Annotated in this window: 25 protein-coding genes; 8 read left to right on the forward strand and 17 right to left on the reverse strand. The window is 62.0% G+C overall.

What is annotated here, in order from left to right:
* Positions 1–51: 51 nt before the first annotated feature.
* The 9 genes from AAEZ10_RS23550 to AAEZ10_RS23590 form a co-directional block, all read right to left on the reverse strand.
* Positions 52–375 carry a DUF3392 domain-containing protein gene (locus tag AAEZ10_RS23550; protein WP_008083808.1) on the reverse strand — a complete coding sequence of 108 codons (324 nt, stop codon included), beginning with the start codon at positions 373–375 and terminating at the stop codon, positions 52–54.
* A 22-nt stretch (positions 376–397) separates the two neighbouring features.
* Entirely contained in the window at positions 398–1,603 is a 1,206-nt protein-coding gene (hemW, locus tag AAEZ10_RS23555) for a radical SAM family heme chaperone HemW (RefSeq protein ID WP_350571214.1), read from the reverse strand.
* A complete protein-coding gene (gene rdgB / locus AAEZ10_RS23560) occupies positions 1,600–2,196 on the reverse strand; it encodes an RdgB/HAM1 family non-canonical purine NTP pyrophosphatase (protein ID WP_243243040.1) in 597 nt (198 codons plus the stop codon). The genes hemW and rdgB overlap by 4 nt, the downstream gene beginning before the upstream one ends.
* Positions 2,193–2,627: a DUF4426 domain-containing protein gene (locus AAEZ10_RS23565; protein WP_071172222.1), complete on the reverse strand. Its 435-nt coding sequence runs from the start codon at positions 2,625–2,627 to the stop codon at positions 2,193–2,195. The genes rdgB and AAEZ10_RS23565 overlap by 4 nt, the downstream gene beginning before the upstream one ends.
* Positions 2,628–2,653: 26 nt before the next feature.
* Complete coding sequence (metW, locus tag AAEZ10_RS23570; RefSeq protein ID WP_024014659.1) at positions 2,654–3,274, reverse strand: methionine biosynthesis protein MetW; 621 nt, start codon at positions 3,272–3,274, stop codon at positions 2,654–2,656.
* A 7-nt stretch (positions 3,275–3,281) separates the two neighbouring features.
* Positions 3,282–4,421, reverse strand: coding sequence for a homoserine O-succinyltransferase MetX (metX, locus tag AAEZ10_RS23575; protein ID WP_064364749.1), 1,140 nt, complete (start codon positions 4,419–4,421; stop codon positions 3,282–3,284).
* Between the two features lie 254 nt (positions 4,422–4,675).
* Positions 4,676–5,266 carry a YggT family protein gene (locus tag AAEZ10_RS23580; protein ID WP_016772729.1) on the reverse strand — a complete coding sequence of 197 codons (591 nt, stop codon included), beginning with the start codon at positions 5,264–5,266 and terminating at the stop codon, positions 4,676–4,678.
* 11 nt (positions 5,267–5,277) lie between these two features.
* The gene (gene proC, locus AAEZ10_RS23585; RefSeq protein ID WP_073471036.1) at positions 5,278–6,096 is read right to left on the reverse strand and encodes a pyrroline-5-carboxylate reductase; all 819 of its coding nucleotides are present in this window, start codon (positions 6,094–6,096) and stop codon (positions 5,278–5,280) included.
* 23 nt (positions 6,097–6,119) lie between these two features.
* Positions 6,120–6,806 (reverse strand): YggS family pyridoxal phosphate-dependent enzyme, encoded by a 687-nt coding sequence (locus AAEZ10_RS23590; RefSeq protein ID WP_071172225.1) that lies wholly within the window; start codon positions 6,804–6,806, stop codon positions 6,120–6,122.
* Positions 6,807–6,862: 56 nt separating this feature from the next.
* On the opposite strand from AAEZ10_RS23590, the gene AAEZ10_RS23595 reads away from it, so the two are divergent.
* On the forward strand, positions 6,863–7,897 hold the full coding sequence (locus AAEZ10_RS23595) for a type IV pilus twitching motility protein PilT (protein WP_016772732.1): 1,035 nt from the start codon (positions 6,863–6,865) through the stop codon (positions 7,895–7,897).
* A gap of 125 nt (positions 7,898–8,022) precedes the next feature.
* On the opposite strand, the gene AAEZ10_RS23600 is transcribed toward AAEZ10_RS23595, so the two are convergent.
* Positions 8,023–8,640: a C40 family peptidase gene (locus AAEZ10_RS23600; protein ID WP_024014657.1), complete on the reverse strand. Its 618-nt coding sequence runs from the start codon at positions 8,638–8,640 to the stop codon at positions 8,023–8,025.
* Between the two features lie 248 nt (positions 8,641–8,888).
* Here AAEZ10_RS23600 and AAEZ10_RS23605 point away from each other — a divergent pair, with 248 nt between their 5' ends.
* The gene (locus AAEZ10_RS23605) at positions 8,889–9,323 is read left to right on the forward strand and encodes an NINE protein (protein ID WP_016772734.1); all 435 of its coding nucleotides are present in this window, start codon (positions 8,889–8,891) and stop codon (positions 9,321–9,323) included.
* A gap of 95 nt (positions 9,324–9,418) precedes the next feature.
* On the opposite strand, the gene AAEZ10_RS23610 is transcribed toward AAEZ10_RS23605, so the two are convergent.
* From AAEZ10_RS23610 to gshB, 7 genes are all read right to left on the reverse strand, one after another.
* Positions 9,419–10,690, reverse strand: coding sequence for a dihydroorotase (locus AAEZ10_RS23610; RefSeq protein WP_110603640.1), 1,272 nt, complete (start codon positions 10,688–10,690; stop codon positions 9,419–9,421).
* A complete protein-coding gene (locus tag AAEZ10_RS23615) occupies positions 10,687–11,691 on the reverse strand; it encodes an aspartate carbamoyltransferase catalytic subunit (RefSeq protein ID WP_016772736.1) in 1,005 nt (334 codons plus the stop codon). Before AAEZ10_RS23615 ends, AAEZ10_RS23610 begins: the two co-directional genes overlap by 4 nt.
* Before the next feature lie 27 nt (positions 11,692–11,718).
* The gene (gene pyrR, locus AAEZ10_RS23620; RefSeq protein ID WP_016772737.1) at positions 11,719–12,225 is read right to left on the reverse strand and encodes a bifunctional pyr operon transcriptional regulator/uracil phosphoribosyltransferase PyrR; all 507 of its coding nucleotides are present in this window, start codon (positions 12,223–12,225) and stop codon (positions 11,719–11,721) included.
* Positions 12,226–12,306: 81 nt separating this feature from the next.
* Positions 12,307–12,744, reverse strand: a complete 438-nt coding sequence (ruvX, locus tag AAEZ10_RS23625; protein WP_016772738.1) for a Holliday junction resolvase RuvX — start codon at positions 12,742–12,744, stop codon at positions 12,307–12,309.
* Positions 12,744–13,316 carry a YqgE/AlgH family protein gene (locus AAEZ10_RS23630; RefSeq protein WP_016772739.1) on the reverse strand — a complete coding sequence of 191 codons (573 nt, stop codon included), beginning with the start codon at positions 13,314–13,316 and terminating at the stop codon, positions 12,744–12,746. Before AAEZ10_RS23630 ends, ruvX begins: the two co-directional genes overlap by 1 nt.
* A 355-nt stretch (positions 13,317–13,671) precedes the next feature.
* On the reverse strand, positions 13,672–14,571 hold the full coding sequence (locus AAEZ10_RS23635) for an energy transducer TonB (RefSeq protein ID WP_122751157.1): 900 nt from the start codon (positions 14,569–14,571) through the stop codon (positions 13,672–13,674).
* A gap of 141 nt (positions 14,572–14,712) precedes the next feature.
* Positions 14,713–15,684, reverse strand: a complete 972-nt coding sequence (gene gshB / locus AAEZ10_RS23640) for a glutathione synthase (RefSeq protein ID WP_350571222.1) — start codon at positions 15,682–15,684, stop codon at positions 14,713–14,715.
* A 225-nt stretch (positions 15,685–15,909) separates the two neighbouring features.
* On the opposite strand from gshB, the gene pilG reads away from it, so the two are divergent.
* The 6 genes from pilG to AAEZ10_RS23670 all read left to right on the forward strand — a co-directional run bounded on the left by pilG (position 15,910) and on the right by AAEZ10_RS23670 (position 25,995).
* Positions 15,910–16,314 carry a twitching motility response regulator PilG gene (gene pilG, locus AAEZ10_RS23645; protein WP_016772743.1) on the forward strand — a complete coding sequence of 135 codons (405 nt, stop codon included), beginning with the start codon at positions 15,910–15,912 and terminating at the stop codon, positions 16,312–16,314.
* A 60-nt stretch (positions 16,315–16,374) separates the two neighbouring features.
* Positions 16,375–16,740, forward strand: coding sequence for a twitching motility response regulator PilH (pilH, locus tag AAEZ10_RS23650; RefSeq protein ID WP_039757553.1), 366 nt, complete (start codon positions 16,375–16,377; stop codon positions 16,738–16,740).
* Between the two features lie 10 nt (positions 16,741–16,750).
* Positions 16,751–17,290 carry a chemotaxis protein CheW gene (locus tag AAEZ10_RS23655; RefSeq protein WP_073471041.1) on the forward strand — a complete coding sequence of 180 codons (540 nt, stop codon included), beginning with the start codon at positions 16,751–16,753 and terminating at the stop codon, positions 17,288–17,290.
* Positions 17,291–17,562: 272 nt separating this feature from the next.
* Entirely contained in the window at positions 17,563–19,611 is a 2,049-nt protein-coding gene (locus AAEZ10_RS23660; RefSeq protein WP_016772746.1) for a methyl-accepting chemotaxis protein, read from the forward strand.
* Positions 19,612–19,622: 11 nt separating this feature from the next.
* Positions 19,623–25,532, forward strand: a complete 5,910-nt coding sequence (locus AAEZ10_RS23665; RefSeq protein ID WP_350571225.1) for an Hpt domain-containing protein — start codon at positions 19,623–19,625, stop codon at positions 25,530–25,532.
* On the forward strand, positions 25,525–25,995 hold the full coding sequence (locus AAEZ10_RS23670; RefSeq protein WP_350571227.1) for a chemotaxis protein CheW: 471 nt from the start codon (positions 25,525–25,527) through the stop codon (positions 25,993–25,995). The genes AAEZ10_RS23665 and AAEZ10_RS23670 overlap by 8 nt, the downstream gene beginning before the upstream one ends.
* The last annotated feature ends 334 nt before the right edge of the window (positions 25,996–26,329 follow it).

Raw genomic sequence — 26,329 nt, forward strand, 5'->3', positions numbered from 1 at the left:
GCCTTCGCGAGCAGGCTCGCTCCCACATTTTGTTTCGGGGTGCTTGCGGGATCAGCGGCGGTCGGCAACCACGCCGATCAGTACCAGTACCACCAGCAGCACCGGCGCCAGGCTGTAGTTGTTGAACTGGCTCAGGCCTTTGATCACCCACGGCGTGGCGTAGATCAGCGCGGCGCCGCTGCCGATCAGGCAGAGCAGGGCCATCAGGGGCACGCGCAGGGCGCCGGCGATGCTGCCCAGGCGTTGCTCGACCCAGCCTTTGAAGTCAGCGCCGAACAGCACCAGCAGGCAACCGACCAGCGCCAGAGCGATTTCCGAGAGATTGCTGCGGCTCCAGCGGGAGACGGTGGCCAGCAGGTCGAGTATCAAATCCATGCGTTTTCCCTTTGAGCTGAAGTCAGTTCAGAAATTGTTGCAGCAAGTCGTTGAGGAACAGCTGGCCGCGTTCGGTCGCCGCCAGGCGTGACGGTTCGACCTGCAACAGGCCGCTTTGTTCGGCCTGGCGCCGGCCTTCGGCGAGGGTCTCCAGCGACAGGCCGGTGCGCTCCGGATACAGGCGCGATTCGACCCCGGCAGTCAGGCGCAGGGCGTTCATCAGGAACTCGAACGGCATCTCGTCATTGCTCAGCGATTTCTCGCCGGCCTGAAAGCTTTTCGCCGGGTTCAGATAGTCCTTCGGCAGGCGGGTTTTCCATGTGCGCACGATGCGCCCGTCCGGGTGACTCAGCTTGCCATGGGCGCCGGCGCCGATGCCGATGAAGTCGCCAAAACTCCAGTAATTGAGGTTATGCCGCGCCGGGCGACCGGCCTGGGCATACGCCGACACTTCGTACTGCGCGTAACCGTGCTCGGCCAGCAGCGCCTGCCCAGCTTCCTGAATGTCCCACAGGGTGTCGTCTTCCGGCAGCACTGGCGGCTGATTCCAGAACACCGTGTTCGGCTCCAGCGTCAGCTGATACCAGGAAATGTGCGTCGGCTTCAGCGCGATGGCCTGGCGCAGATCGCTCAAGGCATCGTCCAGCGACTGATCGGGCAAACCGTGCATCAAGTCCAAGTTGAAGTTATCGAACCCGGCCTGCCGCGCCATGCCTGCCGCACGCACGGCTTCGTCACCGTTGTGGATGCGGCCGAGGGCTTCTAGCTTTTCCTGCTGGAAACTCTGGATGCCGATCGACAGGCGATTGATCCCCAGCTTGCGATAAGCAACAAACTTCTCTTGCTCGAAGGTGCCCGGATTGGCCTCAAGGGTGATTTCGATGTCGGCGGCGAACGGGATGCGCTGCTCGACACCCTGCAACAACCCCCCGAGGGCTTCGGCGCTGAACAGGCTCGGCGTCCCGCCACCAAAGAAAATCGAGGTCAGCTCACGGCCATACACCGCATGCAGATCCTGATCGAGATCGGCCAGCAGCGCGTCGACGTATTCCTGCTCCGGCAGCACCGGGCTGGCGGTGTGCGAGTTGAAATCGCAATACGGGCATTTGCGCACACACCACGGAATGTGGATGTACAGCGCCAGGGGCGGCAGGGTTGGCAGCGGTGCCCGAGGCGAGGACGCGGCGCCGCCGATGATCAGCGACGACGCGCAAGAATCAGTGGTCATTTCAAGCCCAGGCGCTGGCGCAGCAGATCCATTGCACGGGCGCGGTGGCTGATCTGGTTCTTGTCGGCCGGACTCAGTTCGGCGCTGGAGCAGTCGCGCTCCGGCACCCAGAACAGTGGGTCATAACCGAAGCCGTGCTCGCCGCTGGCAGCGGTGAGGATGCGCCCGTGCCACAGGCCTTCGCAGAGGATCGGCAGCGGATCATCGGCGTGGCGCACCAGTGCCAGCACGCAGACGAACTGCGCGCCGCGCTCGGCTTGCGGCACGTCCTTCAGCGCATCGAGCAGTTTGGCGTTGTTCGCCGCGTCGCCCTGGCCGTCGGCGTAACGCGCCGAATAGATGCCCGGTGCGCCGCCGAGGAAGTCCACTGCCAGCCCGGAATCGTCGGCCAGTGCCGGCAGCCCGGAAATGCGTGCGGCATTGCGGGCCTTGAGGATCGCGTTTTCGACAAACGACAGGCCGGTTTCTTCCGGTTCGACCTTGCTCCACTCGCCAATCGAGCGCAGTTGCACCGAGTCGCCGAGCATGGCCTGGAGTTCTTTGAGTTTGCCGGCGTTATGGCTGGCCAGTACGAGCTGCTTGAAGTTCATCATTCGCCGGGAAAGAGTTCTTGGTTGAAATTGATGGTGTTGATCTTGTCGCCGTTCTGCACCTTGATTTCAAAGGTGCGGGTTTCCTGCTGCGGCACCGGGTACTGGGCGATGTAGTAGATTGCGCCCTGTTCGGTGACCTGGCGGAATTTCAGCGCCACGCTGTTGCTGGTCAGGTCCTTGATCGTGCCGGTGACGCTGGCGATCACCGGTTTGCCGTCCTTGACCACCGAGACGTTGATCACGCCCTGGTTCTTGCTGCGGATCAGCTCGGCAGCCTTGGCGATGTCCGGTTGCAGGAACGTCGAGTTGAAAGTGTTGTAGTGCACCGTGATGTCGCCGAAGGTTTCCTTGCGTTCACCTTTGATGACGTCCGCCGCCACGGCGCTGGCGCTCAGGCAGGCGGTGAGTAACAGCAACGCTAGACGACTCATGTTCGTGCTCCTTCAAATGCCCAGGCTCAGACCGCGACTCGGTGGTCCGCCAACTGCGGACTGCTGACGCGGTAGATACCGATTTCACCTAACAGATTAGGCCATAGCTTACTGGCCCACCCGTGCCGGTGCTGTTGATCCACGGCAAGCCGATCAATGACCTTCGCATCACGTTCGCGGCACAGTTCTTCGAAATCCTCGAAGGTGCAGAAGTGGATGTTCGGCGTGTTGTACCAGGTGTAGGGCAGGAATTCCGAGACCGGCATGCGGCCCTTGCTCGCCAGATACCAGCGGCAGCGCCAGTGGCCGAAGTTGGGGAAGGTGATGATGCACTGACGGCCGACCCGGAGCATTTCGTCGAGGATCTTGTCCGGGTAATGCACCGCTTGCAGGGCCTGGGTCATGACGACGATGTCGAAACTGTTGCTGGCGAAGTTGCCCAGGCCCTTGTCCAGATCCTGCTCGATGACATTAATGCCCTTGGCCACGCACTCGGCAATATTGTCGGCGTCGTTTTCCAGGCCATAACCGGTGACGTTCTTGTTGTCGCGCAGCCAGGTCAGCAGCTCGCCGTCACCGCAACCCAGGTCGAGGACGCGGCTGCCGGCGGGGATCCATTCCTGGATGATTTCCAGATCAGCTCTCATGGCTTTCTCACAACGAAATGCGGTTCATGTAATTGCCGAACGCCTGCAAGTAACGCGGGATCGGAATCAGGAAGGCGTCGTGGCCCTGCGGTGCGTCAATTTCCAGATAACTGACGTCCTTGCGCGCGGCCATCAGCGCATCCACCAGTTCCCGCGAACGCGCAGGAGAAAAGCGCCAGTCGGTGGTGAACGACATCACGCAGAACTTGGCCGTGGCGTTTTCGAAGGTTTTCGCCAGGTCATCGTCGAAGTTAGCCGCAGGATCGAAGTAATCCAGCGCTTTGGTCATCAACAGATAAGTGTTGGCATCGAAGCGCCCGGAGAACTCTTCGCCCTGATAACGCAGGTAGCTTTCGACCTGGAACTCGACACTGTGGAAGTCGTAGTTGAGCTTTTCGCTCTTCAGGCCACGGCCGAATTTCTCACCCATGGAGTCGTCGGACAGATAGGTAATGTGGCCGACCATGCGCGCCAGCATCAGCCCGCGCTTGGGGATCACGCCGGCTTCCTGGAACGAGCCGCCGTGGAATTCCGGATCGGTGAGGATCGCCTGACGCGCGACTTCGTTGAAGGCGATGTTCTGCGCCGACAATTTAGGCGCCGAGGCGATCGCCAGGCAGTGCCGCACGCGATCCGGGTAGGTGATGGTCCATTGCAGGGCTTGCATGCCGCCGAGGCTGCCGCCGATCACCGCTGCCCACTGGCCGATGCCGAGCAGGTCAGCCAGACGCGCCTGGCTGTGCACCCAGTCTTCCACGGTGAGCACCGGGAAATCGGCGCCGAACGGCTTGCCGGTCTCCGGATTGACGCTGCTCGGGCCGGTGGAACCGTTGCAGCCGCCGAGGTTGTTCAGGCTGACCACAAAGAACTTGTTGGTGTCGATCGGCTTGCCGGGGCCGATGCAGCTGTCCCACCAACCGGGCTTGCGGTCGTCGACGCTGTGATAACCAGCGGCGTGATGATGACCGGACAGCGCGTGGCAGATCAGCACGGCGTTGCTCGCCTGGGCGTTCAGCGTGCCGTAGGTTTCATAAATCAGGTCATAAGCGGCCAGCGAACGGCCACAAGCCAGCGCCAGCGGTTCGCTGAAATGCGCGGTTTGCGGCGTTACCAGACCAACAGAATCGGCGGGAAAGGCAGTTGGCATCGACCCTGCTCTCGTTGAAATGAGGCGTAAGTCTAAAGACCGGGGGGGTTAGCGGCAAGCAGCCCTCACCCTAACCCTCTCCCAGAGGGAGAGGGGACTGACCAAGGTGTTCTGTCGAACTGCGCCGACCTGATAATTGCGAGTCGAACTCCAATCTTGAGCTCAACACAAATCGGCTCCCTCTCCCTTGGGAGAGGGCTGGGGTGAGGGGCGCAGACGACGCCATATCAAGCCGAGCGCCGATCCCTCTCACCTCACATCAGCAAACGCAGAATCTCCGGCATCATCGTCATCGCCGCCAGATTGTTGATCACCAGCATGTCGATCAATTTCAGCGCAAGGAAGGCGAAGATCGGCGACAGGTCCAGGCCGCCGAGGTTCGGCAGGAAACGACGGAACGGTGCCAGCGCCGGTTCACAGATCTGGTTGACCAGTTCAGCGCCCGGGTTGTGGCTGCCCGGCGCGACCCACGACAGGATCACGCTGATGATCAGGGCAAAGAAGAAGATCTTCAGGAACAGCGCGGTGACGCCGATCAGCGACCAGATCACCAGTTGCAGCGGGTTGCCGGTGGTGCCGTAGGTCAGCAGCAGGGTCAGCGCCATCAGCAGCAGTTGCACCAGAATCGCCAGTACCAGCGACGACATGTCGAGGCCGAACAGGCTCGGGATGATCCGGCGCAAAGGCTTGAGCAGCGGCTGGGTGGCCTTGACCACGAACTGGCACAGCGGGTTGTAGAAGTTCGCCCGCACCAGTTGCAGGACGAAGCGCAGCAGCACGATCAGCAGGTACAGGCTGCCGAGGGTTTGCAGCACGTAAACCGCTGCGGTGTTCAATCCGATCATGTAAGGCTCCTTTATTTGCCCAGTTGTTCGGCCATTTCGGCCGAGCGGTGCGCGGCGGCGCCGAGTGCGGTTTCAACCAGCGCTTCGAAGCCGCCAGCCTGGAATGATTTGATCGCAGCTTCCGTGGTGCCATTCGGCGAGGTCACGCGGCGGCGCAGTTCGGCTGCATCGACATCGCTGGACACCGCCATGTGCGCGGCGCCCAGAGCAGTCTGCACGGTCAGTTGCTCAGCGATCTCTTTTGGCAGGCCAAGTTTGACGCCGGCGGCGGTCATCGCTTCGATCAGCAGGAAGAAGTACGCCGGGCCGGAGCCGGACACTGCGGTGACTGCGTCCAGTTGCTGTTCTTCTTCCAGCCACAGGGCGATGCCGACGGCGGACAGCAGCTCTTCGGCTTGCTGGCGTTGCTCGGCGCTCACTTCGCTGGTCGCGTACAGACCGCTGACACCCTGACGCAGCAGCGCCGGAGTATTGGGCATGCAGCGCACGATCGGTTGTTCGCCGAGCCACGCGGTCATGCTCGCGCAGGTGATGCCAGCGGCGATCGACACCACCAGTTGATTAGGCTTGAGGCTCGGGCGAATCGCCTCGCACACGGCTTTCATCGCCTGTGGCTTGACCGCCAGCACGATGACATCGACGCTGTCGATGGCCTGGGCGTTGTCAGCGAAGGTTTCGATGCCGTGTTCGGCGCTGACCTTGGCACGGGTGTCTTCGCCCGGATCACTGGCGCGGATCTGCGCCGCTTCCAGACCTTTGGCGCGCAAGCCGCCAATCAGACTGGCCGCCATGTTGCCCGCACCGATAAACGCAATACGTGTGTTGCTCATGTGTGGTCCTTATCTGGAAACGTTCAAGACTGGGAATAATCTCTGGCGCCAAACAGCGCGGTACCGATCCGCACCCAGGTGGCGCCTTGGGCGATGGCCGACTCGAGGTCGTGGCTCATGCCCATGGACAGTGTGTCGAGCGGCAGAGCGAGGCTCGCCTGCAATGTCTGCACGGCGGCGAAGGCAGCGTCCTGTTCAGCGCGCTCTTCGGTCGGCTCGGGAATCGCCATCAGTCCGCGCAGTTTCAAACGGGGCAACGCGCTGATGGCCTCGGCCAGCGCTGGCAGATCGGCCGGGGTGCAACCGGATTTGCTCGCCTCGCCGCTGACATTGACCTGAATGCAGATGTTCAGGGGCGGCAGTTCGGCCGGGCGCTGCTCGGACAGGCGTTGGGCAATTTTCAGACGATCCACGGAGTGCACCCAGTCGAAATGCTCGGCAATCGCGCGAGTCTTGTTCGATTGAATGGGGCCGATGAAGTGCCAGATCAAGGGCAGGTCGGCCAGCTCCAGCTGTTTGCCCAAGGCTTCCTGCAAGTAGTTCTCGCCGAAGTCGCGCAGGCCGGCGGCGTAGGCCTCCCGCAGGGCCTGGGCGGGTTTGGTCTTGCTCACGGCGAGCAAATGGATGCTGTTTTCGTCGCGGTGCGCAGCTTTCGCCGCTGCCTGGATGCGCGAACTAACCTGAAGGATGTTGTCTGCTATCGTGGACATCAAGAGGCGCCGGCGGTCTGTAGGTTCGCGGCATTCTACTGGAATTGAGGGACGCTATGGATATCACTGAACTGCTGGCCTTCAGCGCCAAACAGGGCGCTTCCGACCTGCACCTGTCGGCCGGCCTGCCGCCGATGATTCGCGTCGATGGCGACGTGCGACGGATCAATCTGCCGGCGCTGGATCACAAGCAAGTGCACGATCTGATCTACGACATCATGAACGACACCCAGCGCATCGAATTCGAGAAAAATCTGGAAACGGATTTTTCCTTCGATGTACCCGGCGTGGCGCGCTTTCGGGTCAACGCCTTTAACCAGAATCGTGGTGCCGGCGCGGTGTTCCGCACTATTCCGTCGAAAGTGCTGAGCATGGAAGACCTCGCCATGGGCGATGTTTTCCGCAAGATCACCGATGCGCCGCGCGGTTTGGTGCTGGTCACCGGGCCGACCGGCTCCGGCAAATCGACCACGCTGGCGGCGATGATCGATTACCTCAACACCCATCGCCATCACCACATCCTCACCATTGAGGACCCCATCGAGTTCGTCCATGAATCGCGCAAATGCCTGATCAATCAGCGCGAAGTCCATCGCGATACCCGCAGCTTCGCCACCGCGCTGCGCTCGGCCCTGCGTGAAGACCCGGACGTGATTCTGGTCGGCGAGATGCGTGATCTGGAAACCATTCGCCTGGCGCTGACCGCCGCTGAGACCGGGCATCTGGTGTTCGGCACGCTGCACACGACCTCGGCGGCGAAGACCATCGACCGCGTGGTCGACGTGTTTCCCGGCGACGAGAAATCGATGGTGCGTTCGATGCTGTCAGAGTCGTTGCTGGCGGTGGTGTCGCAGACGTTGATCAAGAAGATCGGCGGCGGGCGGGTGGCGGCGCATGAAATCATGCTCGGGACATCGGCGATCCGTAACCTCATTCGCGAGGACAAGGTGGCGCAGATGTATTCAGCGATTCAGACCGGTGGGTCGTTGGGGATGCAGACACTCGATATGTGCCTGAAGGATCTGGTGACCAAGGGCTTGATCAGCCGCGAGCATGCACGCGAGAAAGCGCGTACGCCGGATAATTTTTGAGGGAGTGATCGTTCCCACGCTCTGCGTGGGAATGCAGCCCGGGACGCTCTGCGTCCCTGCCGAAGCGGACGCGGAGCGTCCATTGAGTCATTCCCACGTGGAGCGTGGGAACGATCGGTATGGTGTTAGCGCTGGACTACGCGCAGCTGCTGTTGCTCTTTCGGCAATACGCGCTTGGCCACGACGTAATGCTTTTCCCAGTACGGCTTGTTCAGCGTGTCGATGCTCACCGCTTTGCCACGGCGCGGGGCGTGGATGAAGCGGTCGTTGCCCAGGTAGATGGCAACGTGGTTCACCCGACGGCTCTTGATGTTGAAGAAAATCAGATCGCCCGGCTTCAGATCCTTGCGCTCGACTTTCTCGCCGTGACCGCTGGCCATGGCGTTGGAGGTGCGTGGCAGGTCGAACGTAGCGTCGTTGAACGCATATTTCACCAGGCCGCTGCAATCGAAGCCTTTACTTGGGCTGCTGCCGCCCCAACGATAAGGTGTACCGAGGACGTTTACCGCACGGCTCAGCACATTGCTGCTTTCCTTGCTCGCCATCGGTGGCACCAGCTTGCTGCGGCTCTTGCTGCTCAGCGTGGTGGTCTTGCTCTTGCTGCTTTTGCTCGATGGAGCCGAAGCATGGGATTTAGGGGTGAAGCCGTTGACGTTGGGAAGACGTTGCTCACGATTGGTGGCGTGGGCGGCCAGTGGCATTAATAGGCAAATAGTCAGCCATGTCTTGAAAAATGGTCGCATTAGGCGTGGCTCATAAGTGATAGCGCGCAACTTTATAACAGCTTTTTTTGCCGTTCCGAGGCCGTTCATCGATTCATTCCGCCGGCTACGGAACCAAAAACGCTCAAAAAGTACGCAATTGTCCGACAGAAGTCAGGTTTTACAAGGGTTTCGCGCTAGCAACGGTAACATTTGCCATACGTCGGCCACCTGTAAAAAAGTCACAAAGAAATGAAGAATATTTATCTATCGAGTGCAATGAGGTCTTAATGAACAGCTATCAGCTACCCCGCGTGAAAGAAAAAGACACTCACAGCAAAGTCATCGGCTACCTGCTGTGGATTTTCGGATTCACCGGCGCGCACCGCTTTTATTACGGCAAGCCGGTGACCGGAACGATCTGGTTCTTCACCTTCGGTTTGCTGGGGATTGGCTGGCTGATCGACCTGTTTCTGATCCCGGCGATGGATCGCGAAGCGGATTTGCGCTTTGCTGCCGGGCCGATCGAGTACAACGTCGCGTGGATTCTGCTGACTTTCCTCGGTGTGTTCGGCGTACACCGGATGTATCAGGGCAAATGGATCAGCGGCTTGCTGTATCTGCTGACCGGCGGGTTGTTCTTTATTGGTGTGCTGTATGACTTCTGGACCCTGAACGATCAGGTGTCGGTGCGCAACGCGCAGAATCGCGGCGCCTTTCAGTAAGTTTTTGCCAGATCAAAAGATCGCAGCCTGCGGCAGCTCCTAAAGGGAAATGCATTCCAAAGTAGGAGCTGCCGCAGGCTGCGATCTTTTGCTTTTTAGGCCTGGTGAGTAATCCGCCCATCCACCAGCGTATAGCGAACGACACCCGGCAGACTGTGCCCGATGAACGGGCAGTTCTCGCCCTTCGACAGCCAGTGCTCACCGGCCACCGTCGATGCCTTCGGATCGAACAGCACGATATCCGCCGCACCACCTACCGCCAGTTTGCCCGCCGGCAGGCGGAGGGCTTCGGCCGGGCCTGCGCTGAGACGTGCCAGCAGCGTCGGCAAGTCGAGCAAACCATCCTCGACCAGCGTCATCGCCAGCGGCAGCAGCAACTCAACACTGCTGATGCCCGGCTCGGTGGCGCCGAACGGTGCCAGTTTGGCGTCGCGCTCGTGGGGCTGGTGATGGCTGGAGATCGCCGAAACCACCCCGGACTTCACTGCCTCACGCAGGCCATCGCGGTCGGCGCGGGTGCGCAGCGGCGGTTGCACATGATAGAGGCTGTTGAAGTCGATCAGCGCTTCGTCAGTCAGGATCAGCTGATACAGCGCGACATCGGCAGTGACTTTCAGACCTCGGGCCTGCGCCTGGGCAATCAGGGCAACACCGCGCGCACTGGTCAGCTGGCTGAAGTGCGCACGCACGCCGGTCTGCTCGACCAGCAGCAGATCGCGAGCGAGCGCCACGGTTTCGGCGGTTTCCGGGATGCCCGGCAGGCCGAGGAAACTGGCGACCGCGCCTTCGTGAGCGAGACCGCCCTCGGCCAGATCGTGATCCTGCGAGTTGAAGATCACCGTCAGGTCGAACGTCGCCGCGTATTCCAGCGCCCGGCACAGGGTGCGGCTGTTGCGGAAGCTCTCCAGACCGTTGCCGAACGCCACGCAACCGGCGTCGCGCAGCGCGACCAGTTCGGCCAATTGCTCGCCATCAAGACCTTTGCTCAGCGCGCCAATCGGGAACACCTTGGTGTTGCCCGCCTCGCGGGCGCGGTCGAGGATCAGTTCGGCCACGGCGGATGTGTCGAGCACCGGTTTGGTCTTCGGCGGGCAGCACAGGCTGGTCACGCCACCGGCAGCGGCGGCGCGGGTTTCGCTGACGATCGAGCCTTTGCGGCTGTAGCCCGGCTCGCGCAGGGCAACGTTGAGGTCGACCAGGCCAGGCGCGGCGACCAGACCTTGGGCATCGATGGTTTCCACTGCGCTGAAACCGGCCGGTGCGGCGCCGAGCGCGACGATCTTGCAGGCTTCAACGTGGATGTCGGTGATTTGATCCAGGCCGCTGCTGGGATCGATGACGCGTGCGCCGAGAATGCTGAGCTTCACTGGGCGTTCTCCTGCTCGAATTGACGTTGCGCAGTCTGCCCGCTCATGGCCATGGACAGCACAGCCATACGAATCGCGATGCCGTAGGTCACTTGGTTGAGGATCACCGAGTGCGGGCCGTCGGCCACCGCCGACTCGATCTCCACGCCACGGTTGATCGGCCCCGGGTGCATGACGATGCAATCGGGTTTAGCTCCGGCCAGACGTGCGGTGGTCAGGCCGAACAGGCGGTAGAACTCGCCTTCGCTGGGCAGCAGGCCGCCGGTCATGCGCTCACGTTGCAGACGCAGCATGATTACCACGTCGACGTCTTTCAGGCCTTCAGCCATGTCGGTGTAGACCTTGACGCCGTATTGCTCGATGCCGATCGGCAGCAGGGTTTTCGGCGCGATCACGCGGATGTCCGGGCAGCCAAGGGTTTTCAGCGCGAGCATGTTCGAGCGCGCCACCCGCGAATGCAGGATGTCGCCGACGATCGCCACCGAGAGGTTTTCGAAACCGCCCTTGTGCCGACGGATGGTGAGCATGTCGAGCATGCCCTGGGTCGGGTGCGCATGCCGGCCGTCGCCGCCGTTGATGATCGCCACCTGCGGACAGACATGCTCGGCGATGAAGTGCGCCGCGCCCGAGTCGCCGTGGCGCACGACGAACATGTCGGCGGCCATCGCTTCAAGGTTGCGCAGGGTATCGAGCAGCGTTTCACCCTTGCTCGCCGACGATGTCGACACGTTCAGGGTGATCACGTCTGCCGACAACCGTTGGGCCGCCAGTTCAAACGTGGTGCGGGTGCGCGTGGAGTTCTCGAAGAACACGTTGCACACGGTCTTGCCGCGCAGCAACGGGACTTTCTTCACCGCCCGGGCACCGACTTCAAGGAACGAGTCGGCAGTGTCGAGGATTTCCGTCAGCAACTCGCGGCGCAGGCCGTCGAGCGAGAGGAAGTGGCGCAGCTGGCCCTGATCATTGAGCTGCAGCGGGCGCTTGGTATCTAGAGGCGTCATCGCGAGGGGGACTCTCAATAGGGCGGATTAAAGGGTGACGTCTTGCAGTTCGAGCGTCAGCGGCTCGGGGCCGGACAACTTGACCCGCTGGTTGCCGGCCAGGGTCAGGGTGGCGCCGACCACGTTCGGGCGGATCGGCAGCTCACCGGCGTCCAGGTCCAGCAGGCAGACCAGGGTGACGCTGGCCGGACGGCCATAATCGAACAGTTCATTCATGGCGGCGCGGATGGTCCGACCGCTCATCAGCACGTCGTCGATCAGCACCAGATGCTGGCCTTCGATCTCGAAGGGCAGGGCGGACGGGCGCACTTGTGGGTGCAGGCCGTTCTGGCTGAAGTCGTCGCGGTAGAAGGACACATCCAGCGTGCCCAGTGGCGCATCGCTGTTCAGTTCCTTGAGCAGCGCCTGCGCGACCCAGATGCCGCCGGTGCGGATGCCGATGTAACGCGGTTCGCTGATGTCACGCTGGGCAAGGTGCGCCTTGAGGCGGGTCGCCATCTGGCTGATCAGATCGGCGGGATTGGGCAGGCTCATGGTTGCTCCTTCGTGATTCCGCGCTGCGTCCTGCCGGACGAAGCTCGGTTTATAACCAAAAGAAAAGCGCCGAAGCGCTTGTCAGGATTCAAACAATGCAGTGTTTTCATCGAGCCAGCCCTGCAGCAGCAGGGCGGCGGCGATGGCGTCCACCGGGTTGTCGCGGTAACTGCCTTTCTGCCCGCCACGCACCAGCCGCTCGCCCTTGGCTTCGAAAGTGGTCAGGCGTTCGTCGTGGGTATAGAAGGGCAGGTTGTAGCGGCCGTTGAGGCGGCGGGCGAATTTCTCGGCGCGCACGCACATCTCGCTGGGCGTGCCGTCCATGTTCAGCGGCAGGCCGACCACCACGGCGTCGGGTTTCCATTCTTTTATCAGCGCTTCGACCTGATCCCAGTTCGGCACGCCGTTCTGCGCTTTCAGGGTGCACAGCTCGCGGGCCTGGCCGGTGATGACCTGGCCGACCGCGACGCCGATCTGTTTGGTGCCGTAGTCGAAGCCGAGAATCAGGCGCAGGGCCATCAGGCGTGACCCGCCTGGCTGGTGAGCAGATTGAGGTCGATGCCCAAATGCCGCGCTGCCGCTTCCAGGCGCAATTCGCTGCGGGTGTTGAAGAGGATGTCGGCATTGAACGGGCAGGTCAGCCAGGCGTTGTCGGCCAGTTCGGCTTCCAGTTGCCCGGCTTCCCAGCCGGCGTAACCGAGGGTGATCAGGCTCTGCGCGGGGCCGACGCCGTCAGCGATGGCGAACAGCACGTCCTGCGAAGTCGACAGGGCCAGGTCGCCGTCCAGCTGCGCCGTGGCCTGGAAGGTCTGGCCCGCCGGGTGCAGGACAAAACCGCGATCGGTCTGCACCGGCCCGCCGATGAAGATCGGCACATCCTGGCAACGCGCCGGCGGCTCGATGTCCGGGCGCAGCTGTTCGAGGATGTCGGCCAGGTTCAAGTCTTGCGGCCTGTTGACCACCAGCCCCATCGCGCCATTGGCCGTGTGCTCGACGATGTAGGTCAAGGTGTGGGCAAAGTTCGGGTCGGCCATGTGTGGCATGGCGATCAGGAAGTGATGCTTGAGGTAGCTGGGGCTGACGTTTTTCATGAGCGCTAGTGTGGCGTTCGAGGGGCGAACTGACAAGCTGGAGATGCTGACAACAACACAGATCCATTATTGAAACAGAGCTTTTGTGGCGAGGGGATTTGCTGTGGTGAGGGAGTTTATCTGTGGTTAGGGGATTTATCTGTGCTCAGGGAATTTATCTGTGGTGAAGGGATTTATCTGTGGTTAGGGGATTTATCTGTGGTTAGGGGATTTATCTGTGGCGAGGGGATTTATCCCCGTTGGGGCGCGAAGCGCCCCTGAATCGCTTGATAGGTTCTGCCTGACACTCCGTATGGAATGGTTTTGCGGCTGCTGCGCAGCCGAGCGGGGATAAATCCCCTCGCCACATAAATATTCAGTTGCTTGAGAGCTTGTCGCCCCGGGCAAATTTCCAGGTGCGGATGATTTCCAGGCGGTCGATGTCCGACAGATCACCGGTAAACGGTGCAAACGGCGCGGCCAGGCGGACGATGCGCTGCGCCGCCTGATCGAGCAGCGGCTGGCCGGAGGATTCCAGCACCAGCACTTCATACAGCGAGCCGTCGCGATTGATCGAGACCATCAGGCGCAAATTGCCGTAGATCTGCTTGCGTCGGGCTTCTTCGGGGTAGTTGAGGTTGCCGATGCGCTCGACCTTCTTGCGCCAGTCATCCTTGTACCAAGCGCCCTTGTCGCGCATGGTCGATGCCGCGCTCAAGCGGTGGATGCGCGGGCGTTTGGCGTACAGCTGTTGTTCCTTGGCCAGTTCCGCTTCGAGGCTGGCGATGTCGCTGGACAGCTGCGAGCTGTCGAACGCTGGCGCGTCGACGGTCGGTTTGACTTCGGTTTTGCTTTCTTCTTTCTTGGTCGGCGCCTTTTTCGGTTTCGGCGCAACGGTGGTCACCGCTGCCTTCGGGGCGGCTTCCTGCACCACTGGCTTGGCGGCGGGCGGCGGGGTGACCTTTTTGACCTGATTGTCCTGGAACGGCGCGATTTCGGTGGTCTTGGGCAGGGCTTTCTTGTCCAGCGTGCCGCTGCCTTCCTGGTTTTCCTGAGCGAGAAAATCTGCCTTTTCCGGCTTCTTCTCGGCCTTGAAGGTGGCCAGGGTGATTTCCAGGGTTTTGCTGATCTGCTGCGGCTCGACCATGGTGAAACCGACGCCGAGCAGCAGCGCCAGGTGAATCAGCGCCGCGAGAAACAGGGTAAAACCGAGGCGATCGGCCGGGCGCACGCCACGATGGGCGAGTTCAGCGGGCAGATCGGACGGCAGAGTCATCGTAGAAAAACCAACATCGCATTTTTTTGGGCTCGGCATGATAACGCAATGTTGGTTTTTAGCTGCAAGCGACGAGCTTCAAGCGACAAGCTGCATAGGGGCAGCTTCAAGCTTCAAGCTTCAAGCTGACGCGGGCCGGCTTCAAGCTTGTGGCTTGCGGCTCGAAGCTTGCAGCTGCTTTTCGATAGCATCCATCAGCATGCCGCCGATATCAGTGCCGAACGCATTGTCGATTTCGCGGATGCAGGTCGGGCTGGTGACGTTGATTTCGGTCAGGTGCTCGCCGATCACGTCGAGGCCGACGAACAGCAGGCCTTTCTCGCGCAGGGTCGGTCCGACCTGGGCGGCGATCCAGCGATCCTTTTCGGTCAGCGGACGTGCTTCGCCACGGCCACCGGCGGCGAGGTTGCCACGGGTTTCGCCCATGGCCGGGATACGCGCCAGGCAGTAATCCACCGGCTCGCCATCGATCATCAAAATGCGCTTGTCGCCGTCGACGATCGCCGGCAGGTAGCCCTGAATCATGATCTGCTGCTTGCCGTGCAGGGTCAGGGTTTCGAGGATCACCGAGAGGTTCGGGTGCCCGGCGGTGTGGCGGAAGATCGACGAACCGCCCATGCCGTCCAGCGGCTTGAGGATCACGTCACCGTGATGGTCGGCGAACTGACGCAATACGTCCGGGCGGCGGCTGACGATGGTCGGCGGCGTGCAGTGCGGAAACAGCGTGGCGAACAGCTTTTCATTGCAGTCGCGCAGGCTCTGCGGCTTGTTCACCACCAGCACGCCGGCGGCTTCGGCCTGTTCCAGCAGATAAGTGGAATAGACGAATTCCATGTCGAACGGCGGATCCTTGCGCATGAGGATCACGTCCAGGTCGCTCAGCAGCTTGTCCTGCTCGGCGTCCAGTTCGAACCATTTGTCCGGGTTGGCGAAGACTTTCAGCGGGCTCATCCGCGCCCGCGCCTGGCCTTCGGCCTGATACAGGTCTTTCTGTTCCATGTAGAACAGTTCCCAGCCACGCTTCTGCGCGGCCAGCAGCATGGCCAGCGAGCTATCCTTTTTATAGGAGATGCTGGCGATAGGGTCCATGACAATCCCGACGCGAACGCTCATTGGGTTTTCCTCGAAATTTGGCTACCGGATCGGTATTGAAAAAGTGCCGCCAGAGTGGCGCCGGGCGGGTTTCGGGTCAAGGAAAAACCCGTCGATAGATTGCATCTGGAGACTGTGCTAAAAAGGCTGGCAGATCGCGCCGCCCCATGGGTTTCAAGGGTTTCAGGCCATTATTCACAGCAAAACGGACAATTTGATTCGCAAAGGCGACGGTAGAACCCTCTTATGGAACAGCAGTCCAGCGCCTTGAAGGTCATGGTGATCGACGACTCGAAAACGATTCGCCGCACCGCCGAAACATTGTTGAAGAATGTCGGTTGCGAAGTGATCACCGCCATCGACGGTTTCGATGCGCTGGCGAAGATCGCCGACCACCATCCCGGGATCATCTTTGTCGACATCATGATGCCGCGTCTGGACGGTTATCAGACCTGCGCCCTGATCAAGAACAACAGCGCCTTCAAGGCGACGCCGGTGATCATGCTGTCGTCCAGGGACGGTCTGTTCGACAAGGCCAAGGGGCGGATTGTCGGTTCTGATCAATTTCTGACCAAGCCGTTCAGCAAAGAAGAACTGCTCAACGCGATCCAGGCCCATGTTCCGGGCTTCGCCGCCGTTTTGCCGCAGTAAGACACGCACAGTGACGCTCGGCCAGCGGGCCGGCAGTCGACCAGAAAAATGGGGAAGACCATGGCACGTATCCTGATCGTCGATGATTCGCCGACTGAAATGTACAAACTCACCGGCATGCTCGAAAAGCACGGCCATGAAGTGCTCAAGGCCGAGAACGGCGCCGACGGCGTGGCCCTGGCCCGTCAGGAAAAACCCGACGCGGTGCTGATGGACATCGTCATGCCCGGCCTCAACGGTTTTCAGGCGACCCGGCAGTTGACCAAGGATGCCGACACTGCGCACATCCCGGTGATCATCATCACCACCAAGGATCAGGAAACCGACAAGGTCTGGGGCACCCGCCAGGGCGCCAAGGATTACCTGACCAAACCGGTCGACGAGGACACCCTGATCAAGACCCTGAACAACGTCCTCAAAGGCTGATCGCGCAATCATGAGCGAATCGCTGACCGCGTTCGAACTGCTCTGGCAGATCGACCAGCGCTGCCGCCTGCTGGCAGCCGACCTGCCGTCGCAAGCGGCGCGCGCGGATCGCTGGAGCGGCATCGGCTTTCGCCTCGGCGAGCATTGGTATGTGGCGCCGATGGGCGAAGTCAGCGAAGTCCTGCATGAGCCGCGCTTCACCCAGTTGCCCGGGGTCAAGCCGTGGGTCAAGGGTGTGGCTAACCTGCGCGGGCGGCTGCTGCCGATCATGGACCTGTGCGGCTTCTTCGGCCATGAACTGTCGCCGTTGCGCAAACAGCGGCGGGTATTGGTGGTGGAGCATGAAGACGTGTTCGCCGGGGTAATGGTCGACGAAGTCATCGGCTTGCAGCATTTCGAACAGGGCAGTTTCGAGCCGCTGTCGATCAGCAAGCGCCAGGGCTCCAAGGCCGAATTCGTCAAAGGCTATTTCCGCCGCGAACAGAACTGGCGGGTGTTCAGCCTGTTCGCACTGGCCAGATCTCCGGTGTTTATGGGCGTGGCTCTTTAGCACGAACAATACAGAACCCATTGGGCGGAATGGGCCATGTGATCAGGAAAATTGTGGGTCAGACAGACCTGTGGCGAGGGGATTTATCCCCGATGGTTGGCGAAGCCGACCCAAGACCTGTATTTGAGATGTAGCCGATACGACTCAGGTTTTTGGGGCCGCTGCGCGACCCATCGGGGATAAATCCCCTCGCCACAAAATTTCTTCATCATGAGGTTGCCTCCCACAGGGATTGCAGCAGGCCTCAAAGGTGCGGGTTAAGGCGAGGACCGATGACAAAAGCAAAAACAGGCAAGTCGGCAGAAGCATCGCGCAGTCGTGCGCAGATCATCGTGCTGTTTATCGCACTGATCGTGTTCATCATGCTGCTGTTCGCCAACTTCGCGTACCTCAACACCCAGGCGAACTACGACAAGCAGTACATCGGCCATGCCGGCGAACTGCGCGTGCTCTCGCAACGCATCGCCAAGAACGCCACCGAAGCGGCGGCGGGCAAGGCGGCCGCCTTCAAACTGCTCAGTGATGCGCGCAACGATTTTGCCCAGCGCTGGGGTTACCTGAAAAAGGGTGACCCGAACACCGGCCTGCCCCCGGCACCCGTCGCCGTGCGCCCGGAAATGCGCGCGGTGCAGATGGACTGGGAGCGCCTGCTGAAAAACACCGATGCGATCCTCACCAGCGAACAGACCGTGCTGTCGCTGCATCAGGTCGCCGCAACGCTGGCCGAAACCGTGCCGCAGTTGCAGATCGAATACGAAAAAGTCGTGGAAATCCTGCTCCAGCGCGGCGCCCCGGCGGCGCAGGTGGCGATGGCGCAACGGCAATCGCTGTTGGCTGAGCGCATTCTTGGCGCAGTCAACACCGTGCTCGCCGGTGACGAAAACTCGCAGCAGGCCGCCGACGCGTTTGGTCGTGATGCCGCGCGTTTCGGTCTGGTGCTCAACGGCATGTTGCAGGGCAACCCGGCGCTGAAAATCAGCCAGGTCGAAGACCGCGACGCCCGTGCGCGTTTGAGCGAAATCTCCGAGCTGTTCCAGTTCGTTTCCGGCTCCGTGGATGAAATCCTCGAAACCTCGCCAGAGCTGTTCAAGGTCCGCGAATCGGCGAGCAACATCTTCACCCTGTCGCAAACCCTGCTCGACGAAGCCTCGCACTTGGCCACCGGATTCGAGCATCTGGCCGGCGGGCGCAACACCGACACCATTGGCGGCTATGTGCTGGGCTTGCTGGCGCTGGCCTCGATCATCCTCATCGGTCTGGTCATGGTCCGCGAAACCAATCGGCAATTGCGCGAGACCGCCGAGAAGAACGAGCGCAACCAGAACGCGATCATGCGCCTGCTCGACGAAATCGAAGACCTCGCCGATGGCGACCTCACCGTGACCGCGTCGGTGACCGAAGACTTCACCGGCACCATCGCCGACTCGATCAACTATTCCGTCGACCAATTGCGCGATCTGGTCGCCACCATCAACCTCACCGCCGGCCAGGTTGCCGCTGCTGTGCAGGAAACCCAGGCCACCGCCATGCATCTGGCCCAGGCCTCGGAGCAACAGGCGCAGCAGATTTCCGAAGCCTCGACAGCCATCAGCGACATGGCCGAGTCCATCGATCAGGTGTCGGCCAACGCTGCCGAATCGTCGGCGGTGGCCGAGCGTTCCGTGGAAATCGCCAACAAAGGCAACGAGGTGGTGCACAACACCATCCACGGCATGGACAACATCCGCGAACAGATTCAGGACACCGCCAAGCGCATCAAGCGCCTCGGCGAGTCCTCTCAGGAAATCGGCGACATCGTCAGCCTGATTGATGACATCGCCGACCAGACCAACATTCTCGCCCTCAACGCAGCGATCCAGGCATCGATGGCCGGGGATGCCGGGCGCGGTTTTGCCGTGGTTGCCGACGAAGTGCAGCGGCTGGCCGAGCGTTCGTCCGCCGCGACCCGGCAGATCGAAACCCTGGTGCGAGCGATTCAGGCCGACACCAACGAAGCGGTGATTTCCATGGAGCAGACCACCACCGAAGTGGTGCGCGGCGCGCGACTGGCGCAGGATGCCGGTGTGGCCCTGGAAGAAATCGAAGGCGTGTCCAAGACCCTCGCCGCGCTGATCCAGAGCATTTCCAACGCGGCGCAACAGCAGACGTCTTCGGCCGGGCAGATCTCGCTGACGATGAACGTGATCCAGCAGATCACCTCGCAGACTTCGTCGGGGTCCACGGCCACCGCCGAGAGCATCGGCAACCTGGCGAAAATGGCCAGTCAGTTGCGCCGTTCGGTGTCCGGTTTCACCTTGCCGGCGGCGACAGATAAAGCGTGAGTGGAGTGGTTATGGGTGATCGGCACGACTACGTGGCCCTGGAATGGGTCAAGGGCGAAATTGCCGAAACGCTGAAGCTGGCGCATCAGGCGATCGAGGCCGTGCTCGACGATCCGCAGGCCTTCCCCGGGCTGGACGAGTGCCTGGCCTACATTCATCAGGTCCACGGCAGCCTGCAGATGGTCGAGTTCTACGGCGCAGCGTTACTGGCCGAAGAAATGGAGCATCTGGTCGAAGCCCTGCAACATCAACGCGTGCCACACCGCGACGAAGCCTTGCACCTGATGCTGCAAGCCCTGGGGCAACTGCCGCTTTACCTCGACCGCGTGCAGAGCGCCCGCCGCGACCTGCCGCTGGTGGTGTTGCCGCTGATCAACGATCTGCGTAGCGCCCGTGGTGAAAGCCTGCTGGCGGAAACCAGCCTGTTCAGCCCGCCACTGCCCGAGCTGGCGCCGCTCGGCGACGCGGCACTCGCCGCGCTGGAACCGCCCGATCTGCCGAACGTGCTGCGCAAACTGCGGCAGATGCTGCAAATGGCCCTGGTCGGGCTGCTGCGCGAACAGGATGACCAGACGCACCTCGGTTATCTGGCCAAGGTCTTTACCCGCCTTGAAGCGCTGAGCGGCGATGCGCCGTTGAGCCCTTTGTGGCAAATCGCCTCGGCATTGGTCGAGGGCATGCGCGAGGGCGTCATCGCCAACAGTCCGGCGCTGCGCAGCCTGTTCAAGGACGCCGACCAAGAGCTCAAGCGCCTGCTCGAGCAGGGCATCGTCGGGCTCAATCAACCGGCGCCGGCCGAGCTGCTGAAAAGCCTGTTGTTCTATATTGCCAAAGCCGAACATCCCACCGGGCAGATGCTGACCATGAAAGATCACTACTCCCTGGACGACGCGTTGCCCGACAGCGCGATGGTCGATGAAGAACGCGCGCGCCTCGCCGGCCCCGACCGCGATGCCATGCGCTCGGTGCTGGCGGCGCTGTGCGAAGAGCTGGTGCGGGTCAAGGAGCGCCTCGATCTGTTCGTGCGCAGTGACCGCCAGCACGCTTCGGATCTGGACAGCCTGCTCGCGCCGCTGCGGCAGATTGCCGACACCCTCGCGGTGCTGGGTTTCGGCCAGCCGCGCAAAGTCATCATCGACCAACTGGCGGTGGTGCTCAGCCTCGCTCAGGGCCAGCGCGAACCGAACGACGCGATCCTCATGGACGTCGCCGGGGCCTTGCTCTACGTCGAAGCGACGCTGGCCGGTATGGTCGGCACGGTGGAGACGCAAAGCGCCGAAGACGCGCGCCTGCCGACCACCGACCTGACGCAGATCCATCAGATCGTGATCAAGGAAGCGCGCATCTGCCTGCAACAGGCCAAGGACATGATCGTCGACTACATCGACGCCGATTGGGACCGCCAGCATCTGCACTCGCTGCCCGAACTGCTGACACAGGTGCGCGGCGCCCTGGCGATGATTCCGCTGGCCCGTGCAGCGAGTCTGGTCGAGGCCTGCAACGGTTTCATTCGCGAGCATTTGATGCTCGATGCCCACGAACCGGGCTGGGAACAACTCGATCATCTGGCCGATGTGATCAGCAGCCTGGAGTATTACCTCGAACGCCTGAGCGACGACCCGCAGGCGCCCGCCGAGCATCTGCTCGATGTCGCGCAAAACAGCCTTGCCAGCCTCGGCTTCTTCGCCAACGAGCAGCCCGGCGAAGCGCAGGTGCCGGTGCTCGATGAGGTGCTCAGCCCCAGCGAAGCGCAGGTCATGCAGGATCTGCAAACCCTCGACGACCCTGACGTCGTGCAGTCGCTGGCCGAGGTGCTGGCCAGCCCGCTGTCGGCGCTCAACCCGCCGGCGCGCAACAGCCCCGACAGCCTGATGCCGCCGCCGGCCGATGAAGAACCGGTCGACGATGAACTGCGCGAAGTGTTCCTCGAAGAGACCGACGAAGTCCTCGCGGTCCTCCACGAATACCTGCCGCGCTGGACCGCCAATCCCCAGGACCGCGCCGCGCTGACCGAACTGCGCCGGGCCTTTCACACCTTGAAGGGCAGTGGGCGCATGGTCCGCGCGTTGGTCCTTGGCGAACTGGCCTGGGCGGTGGAAAACCTGCTCAACCGCGTGCTCGAACAAAGCGTCGAGCCCGGCGCGGTGCTGCGCCAATTGCTCGGCGACACCGTGTTGCTGCTGCCCGAGCTGATCAACGAATTCGCCACCCAGCGTCAGCGCCAGCGCAACGATGTCGACCAACTCGCCGCCCGCGCCCACGCGTTGGCCAAAGGCGATGAGCCGCTGGCTGCCGAAGACACCGACGACGTCGCCGCGCTTGATCCGCTGCTGCTGGAAATCTTCCGCAAAGAAGCCGAAACCCACCTCGCCAGCCTCAACCGTTTCCTCGATCAGGCCGCCGAACAGGTGCCGTTGCCGGCCAGCGACGAACTGCAACGGGCGCTGCACACGCTCAAGGGCAGTGCCTCGATGGCCGGCGTATTGCCGATGGCCGAACTGGCGGCTTCGCTGGATCAACTGGCCCGCGAGTTCAAGGCGCATCAGTTGCCGCTGGATCTGGACGAGGTCGAACTGCTGCTCGAAGCCGAGGGCTTGTTCCGCGTCGGCCTGCGCCAGCTCAAACACGATCCGCTGGCGCCGATTGTCGGTGCGCAGTCGCTGATCAAACGCACCGAGGCGCTCCTCGCCGAGCGCCTGCAAGCCAGCACCGATGGCGCTGACAGCGGCCTGCGCCTCAAGCGCGATCCGCAGCTGATCAACAACTTCCTCGCCCAGGGCATGGACATCCTCCTCGACGCCGAAAACCTTTTGCAGCGCTGGCAGCAGCACCCCGGCGAACGCCAGGAACTCAGCGCTCTGCTCGATGAACTGACCACCCTCGGCGAAGGCGCGCATCTGGCCGATCTGCAGGCGGTCGATGGCTTGTGCGAAGCCTTGCTCGACCTGTATGGCGCGGTGGAAGAAAGCAGCCTGGCGGTCAGTGAGCGGTTTTTTCACGAAGCGCAACTGGCCCACGAAGCGCTGATCAACATGCTCGACGAACTCGCCGCCGGCCAGGAGATCACCCCGCAGCCGGAGCGGATTCGCGCCTTGCAGGATTTGCTCGACGAAGGCCTCGACCCGGCGGCGATGGGCCTGATCCGCAGCGACGGCAGCCGCACCCTGGACATTCGCGAACTGGGCAGCGCCACCGCGCAATTGCAGCAATCGGTTGCCGCCCTTGAGCCTGACGACGAGATCGTCGAAATCTTCCTCGAAGAGGCGGTGGACATTCTCGACAGCGCCGGGCAAGCCTTGCAGCGCTGGCGCAAGGACCCGGACAACGCCGCGCCGCTGTCGTCATTGCAGCGCGACTTGCACACGCTGAAGGGCGGCGCGCGCATGGCCGAGGTCGAGGCCGTCGGCGACCTTGCCCAGGAACTGGAAAACCTCTACGAAGGGCTGGTCGATCGGCGCTACAACCACAGCGCCGCGCTCGAAGGTTTGTTGCAGCACAGTCATGAGCGGTTGGCGCTGATGCTGGAGCAACTGCAAGCGCATCAAGCGCTCACCCCGGCGCAGGATCTGATCGACGCGATCCGTCAGTTGCGTCAGGGCCAGGCCGCCAGCGAATCTGCCCCCGCAGCGGTCGAACACGACAACGCCGGGCATGATCCGGAACTGTTGGAAATCTTCCTCGAAGAAGGTTTCGACATCATCGAAAGCTCCGGCGCCGCGTTGTTACGCTGGCAGGCCGAGCCGGGCAACCGGCAGGAAATTGAAACCCTGCTGCGCGATCTGCACACCCTCAAGGGTGGCGCGCGGATGGTCGAAATCGGCCCGATCGGCGACCTCGCCCATGAGCTGGAATTTCTCTACGAAAGTCTTTCCACCGGTGCGCTGCAACCATCCGCCGAACTGTTCGCGCTGGTGCAACGCGGCCATGACCGGCTGGCGCAAATGCTCGATGGCGTGCGCGCCGGGCAACCGTGCCCGCCGGCCGATCGGCTGATCAGCGCGATCCAGAATTTCAGCCATCCGGCGCAGGTTGAAGCGCCGCCGGCGCCAGCTCCGGTGATCAAGCCTGAGGCAGCGCCACCCGCCGCCGATGCTGGCGCAGACATGGTCAAGGTCTCGTCCGAGCTGCTTGATGAACTGGTCAACCTGGCCGGGGAAACCTCGATCTTTCGTGGGCGGATCGAGCAGCAAGTCAACGATGCGCAGATTGCTCTCAACGAGATGGAAACCACCATCGAGCGCATGCGCGATCAGTTGCGCCGCCTTGACACCGAAACCCAAGGGCGCATCCTCAGCCGCCAGCAAGCCGATGGCGAACGCCTCGGTTATGAAGACTTCGATCCGCTGGAAATGGATCGCCATTCGCAGCTCCAGCAACTGTCGCGGGCGCTGTTCGAATCCGCCTCGGACCTGCTCGACCTCAAGGAAACCCTCGACCGCCGCAACCACGACGCGGAGAACCTGTTGCAACAACAGGGGCGGATCAACACCGAATTGCAGGAAGGCCTGATGCGCACGCGCATGGTGCCGTTCGAACGCATGGTGCCGCGTCTGAAACGCATCGTTCGTCAGGTCGCCGAAGAGCTGGGCAAGGATGTCGCATTCGTCGTCGGCAACGCTGATGGCGAGATGGATCGCAACGTGCTGGAGCGCATGGCCGCGCCGCTGGAACACATGCTGCGCAATGCCGTCGACCATGGCCTGGAATCCACCGAGGTGCGGCTGGCGGCGGGTAAACCGGCGCAAGGGCAGATCACCCTCGATCTGTCCCGCGAGGGCGGCGACATGGTTTTCGACATCCGCGATGACGGCGCCGGTGTGCCATTGGAAGCCGTGCGGCGCAAGGCGATCAAGCGCGGTCTGCTGGCGCCCGACGCCGAGATCAGCGACCGCGATGTGTTGCAGTTCATTCTCCAGCCGGGTTTCTCCACGGCGGAAAAGATCACCCAGATTTCCGGGCGTGGCGTCGGCATGGACGTGGTCCACGAAGAAGTGCGCCAACTCGGCGGCAGCATGAGCATCGATTCGGTGCCGGGGCAGGGCGTGCATTTCCGCATTCGCCTGCCGTTCACCGTGTCGGTCAACCGCGCGCTGATGGTGCAGTGCGCTGAGGATCAGTACGCGATCCCGCTGAACACCATCGAAGGCATCGTGCGCGTGTTGCCGAATGATCTGGAAGGGCACTTCCGTCAGGATCCGCCGAGTTATCAATACGCCGGCCAGCGTTATGAGCTGTGTTATATCGGCGAGCTGTTGAAGACTGCGCCACGGCCAAAACTGCTCGGGCAGAACCTGCCGTTGCCGGTGCTGCTGGTGCATTGCAACGACCGCCATATTGCGGTGCTGGTCGACGCCATGGCCGGCACCCGCGAGATCGTGGTCAAGAGCCTCGGCCCGCAGTTCGCGGCGGTGCAGGGCGTGTCGGGGGCGACGATTCTCGGCGATGGCCGGGTGGTGCTGATTCTGGATCTGCTCGCACCGATCCGGGCGATGCAGGCGCGGCTGGCGCAAGAGCCGGCGCGCACGGAGATCGACAGCGAGCCGCACAAGCCGCTGCTGATCATGGTCGTCGATGACTCGGTAACGGTGCGCAAGGTCACCAGCCGTTTGCTCGAACGTCACGGCATGAACGTGCTGACCGCCAAGGACGGTGTCGATGCGATGCTGCTGCTCGAAGAGCACATGCCCGACCTGATGCTGCTCGACATCGAAATGCCGCGCATGGACGGCTTCGAAGTCGCCACCCAGGTGCGCGCCGACGAACGCCTGTGCCACTTGCCGATCATCATGATCACCTCGCGCACCGGGCAGAAACACCGCGACCGCGCCATGGCCATCGGCGTCAACGACTACCTCGGCAAGCCGTATCAGGAATCGGTGTTGCTGGAGAGCATCGCCCAGTGGAGCAAGAAACATGCATGAGCACCGGCATAACCCGCGCACCAGCCAGCTCACCGGGCTGCTGCTGCCGCTGGCCGATCGCAACCTGATCCTGCCCAATGTCGCCATCGCCGAGCTGATCGACTACCAGGCCAGCGCCTTCGACCTCGACACGCCGCCGTGGTACCTGGGCCGGGTAACGTGGCGCGAGCGGCAGATTCCGCTGATCAGTTTCGAATCGGCCTGCGGGCAGAAAATCGTCATCGGCGAACGGGCGCGGATCGTCATTCTGAATGCGCTGGGCGGCTTGCCGCAGCTCAGATTCATCGCCCTGTTGGTGCAGGGGATTCCTCGGTCGTACAAGCTGGACAGTCAGTTGAGTTATGTCGATGTGCCGTTGTGTGCGCTGGAACAGGCGGCGGTGCAGGTGGGCGAGCAGGTGGCGAAGGTGCCGGATTTGTTGGGGCTGGAGAGGTTGTTGGTGGAGGCTGGCCTAGTAGGCTGATCCGAATGTTCTGGTGTACCGACTGGCCTCATCGCTGGCAAGCCAGCTCCCACAGGGTTTTGTGTGGTACACAAAATTCCAATACAACTCGGACACTGTGGGAGCTGGCTTGCCAGCGATGGGGCCAACTGCATCACCACATTCCTACAGGCGCATCCCAGATTTCTGCCATGTCTTAAACAGTGCCTGCTGCAGCTGTTTAAAGACACCCAGTGTTACGCCGCACAAGGCTACAAATCCTTGCGCCGCTGCCTACGCCTGCGCCAGAATCCGCCGGCTTGTGCGCCCAGGGCTTGCTGCGTAACTTGGATCGGGTCACTGATTCCCAGTGATC

This window comes from Pseudomonas sp. H26/SER47-MNA-CIBAN-0231 (genome assembly GCF_040310465.1).
GTDB lineage: Bacteria > Pseudomonadota > Gammaproteobacteria > Pseudomonadales > Pseudomonadaceae > Aquipseudomonas > Aquipseudomonas atacamensis.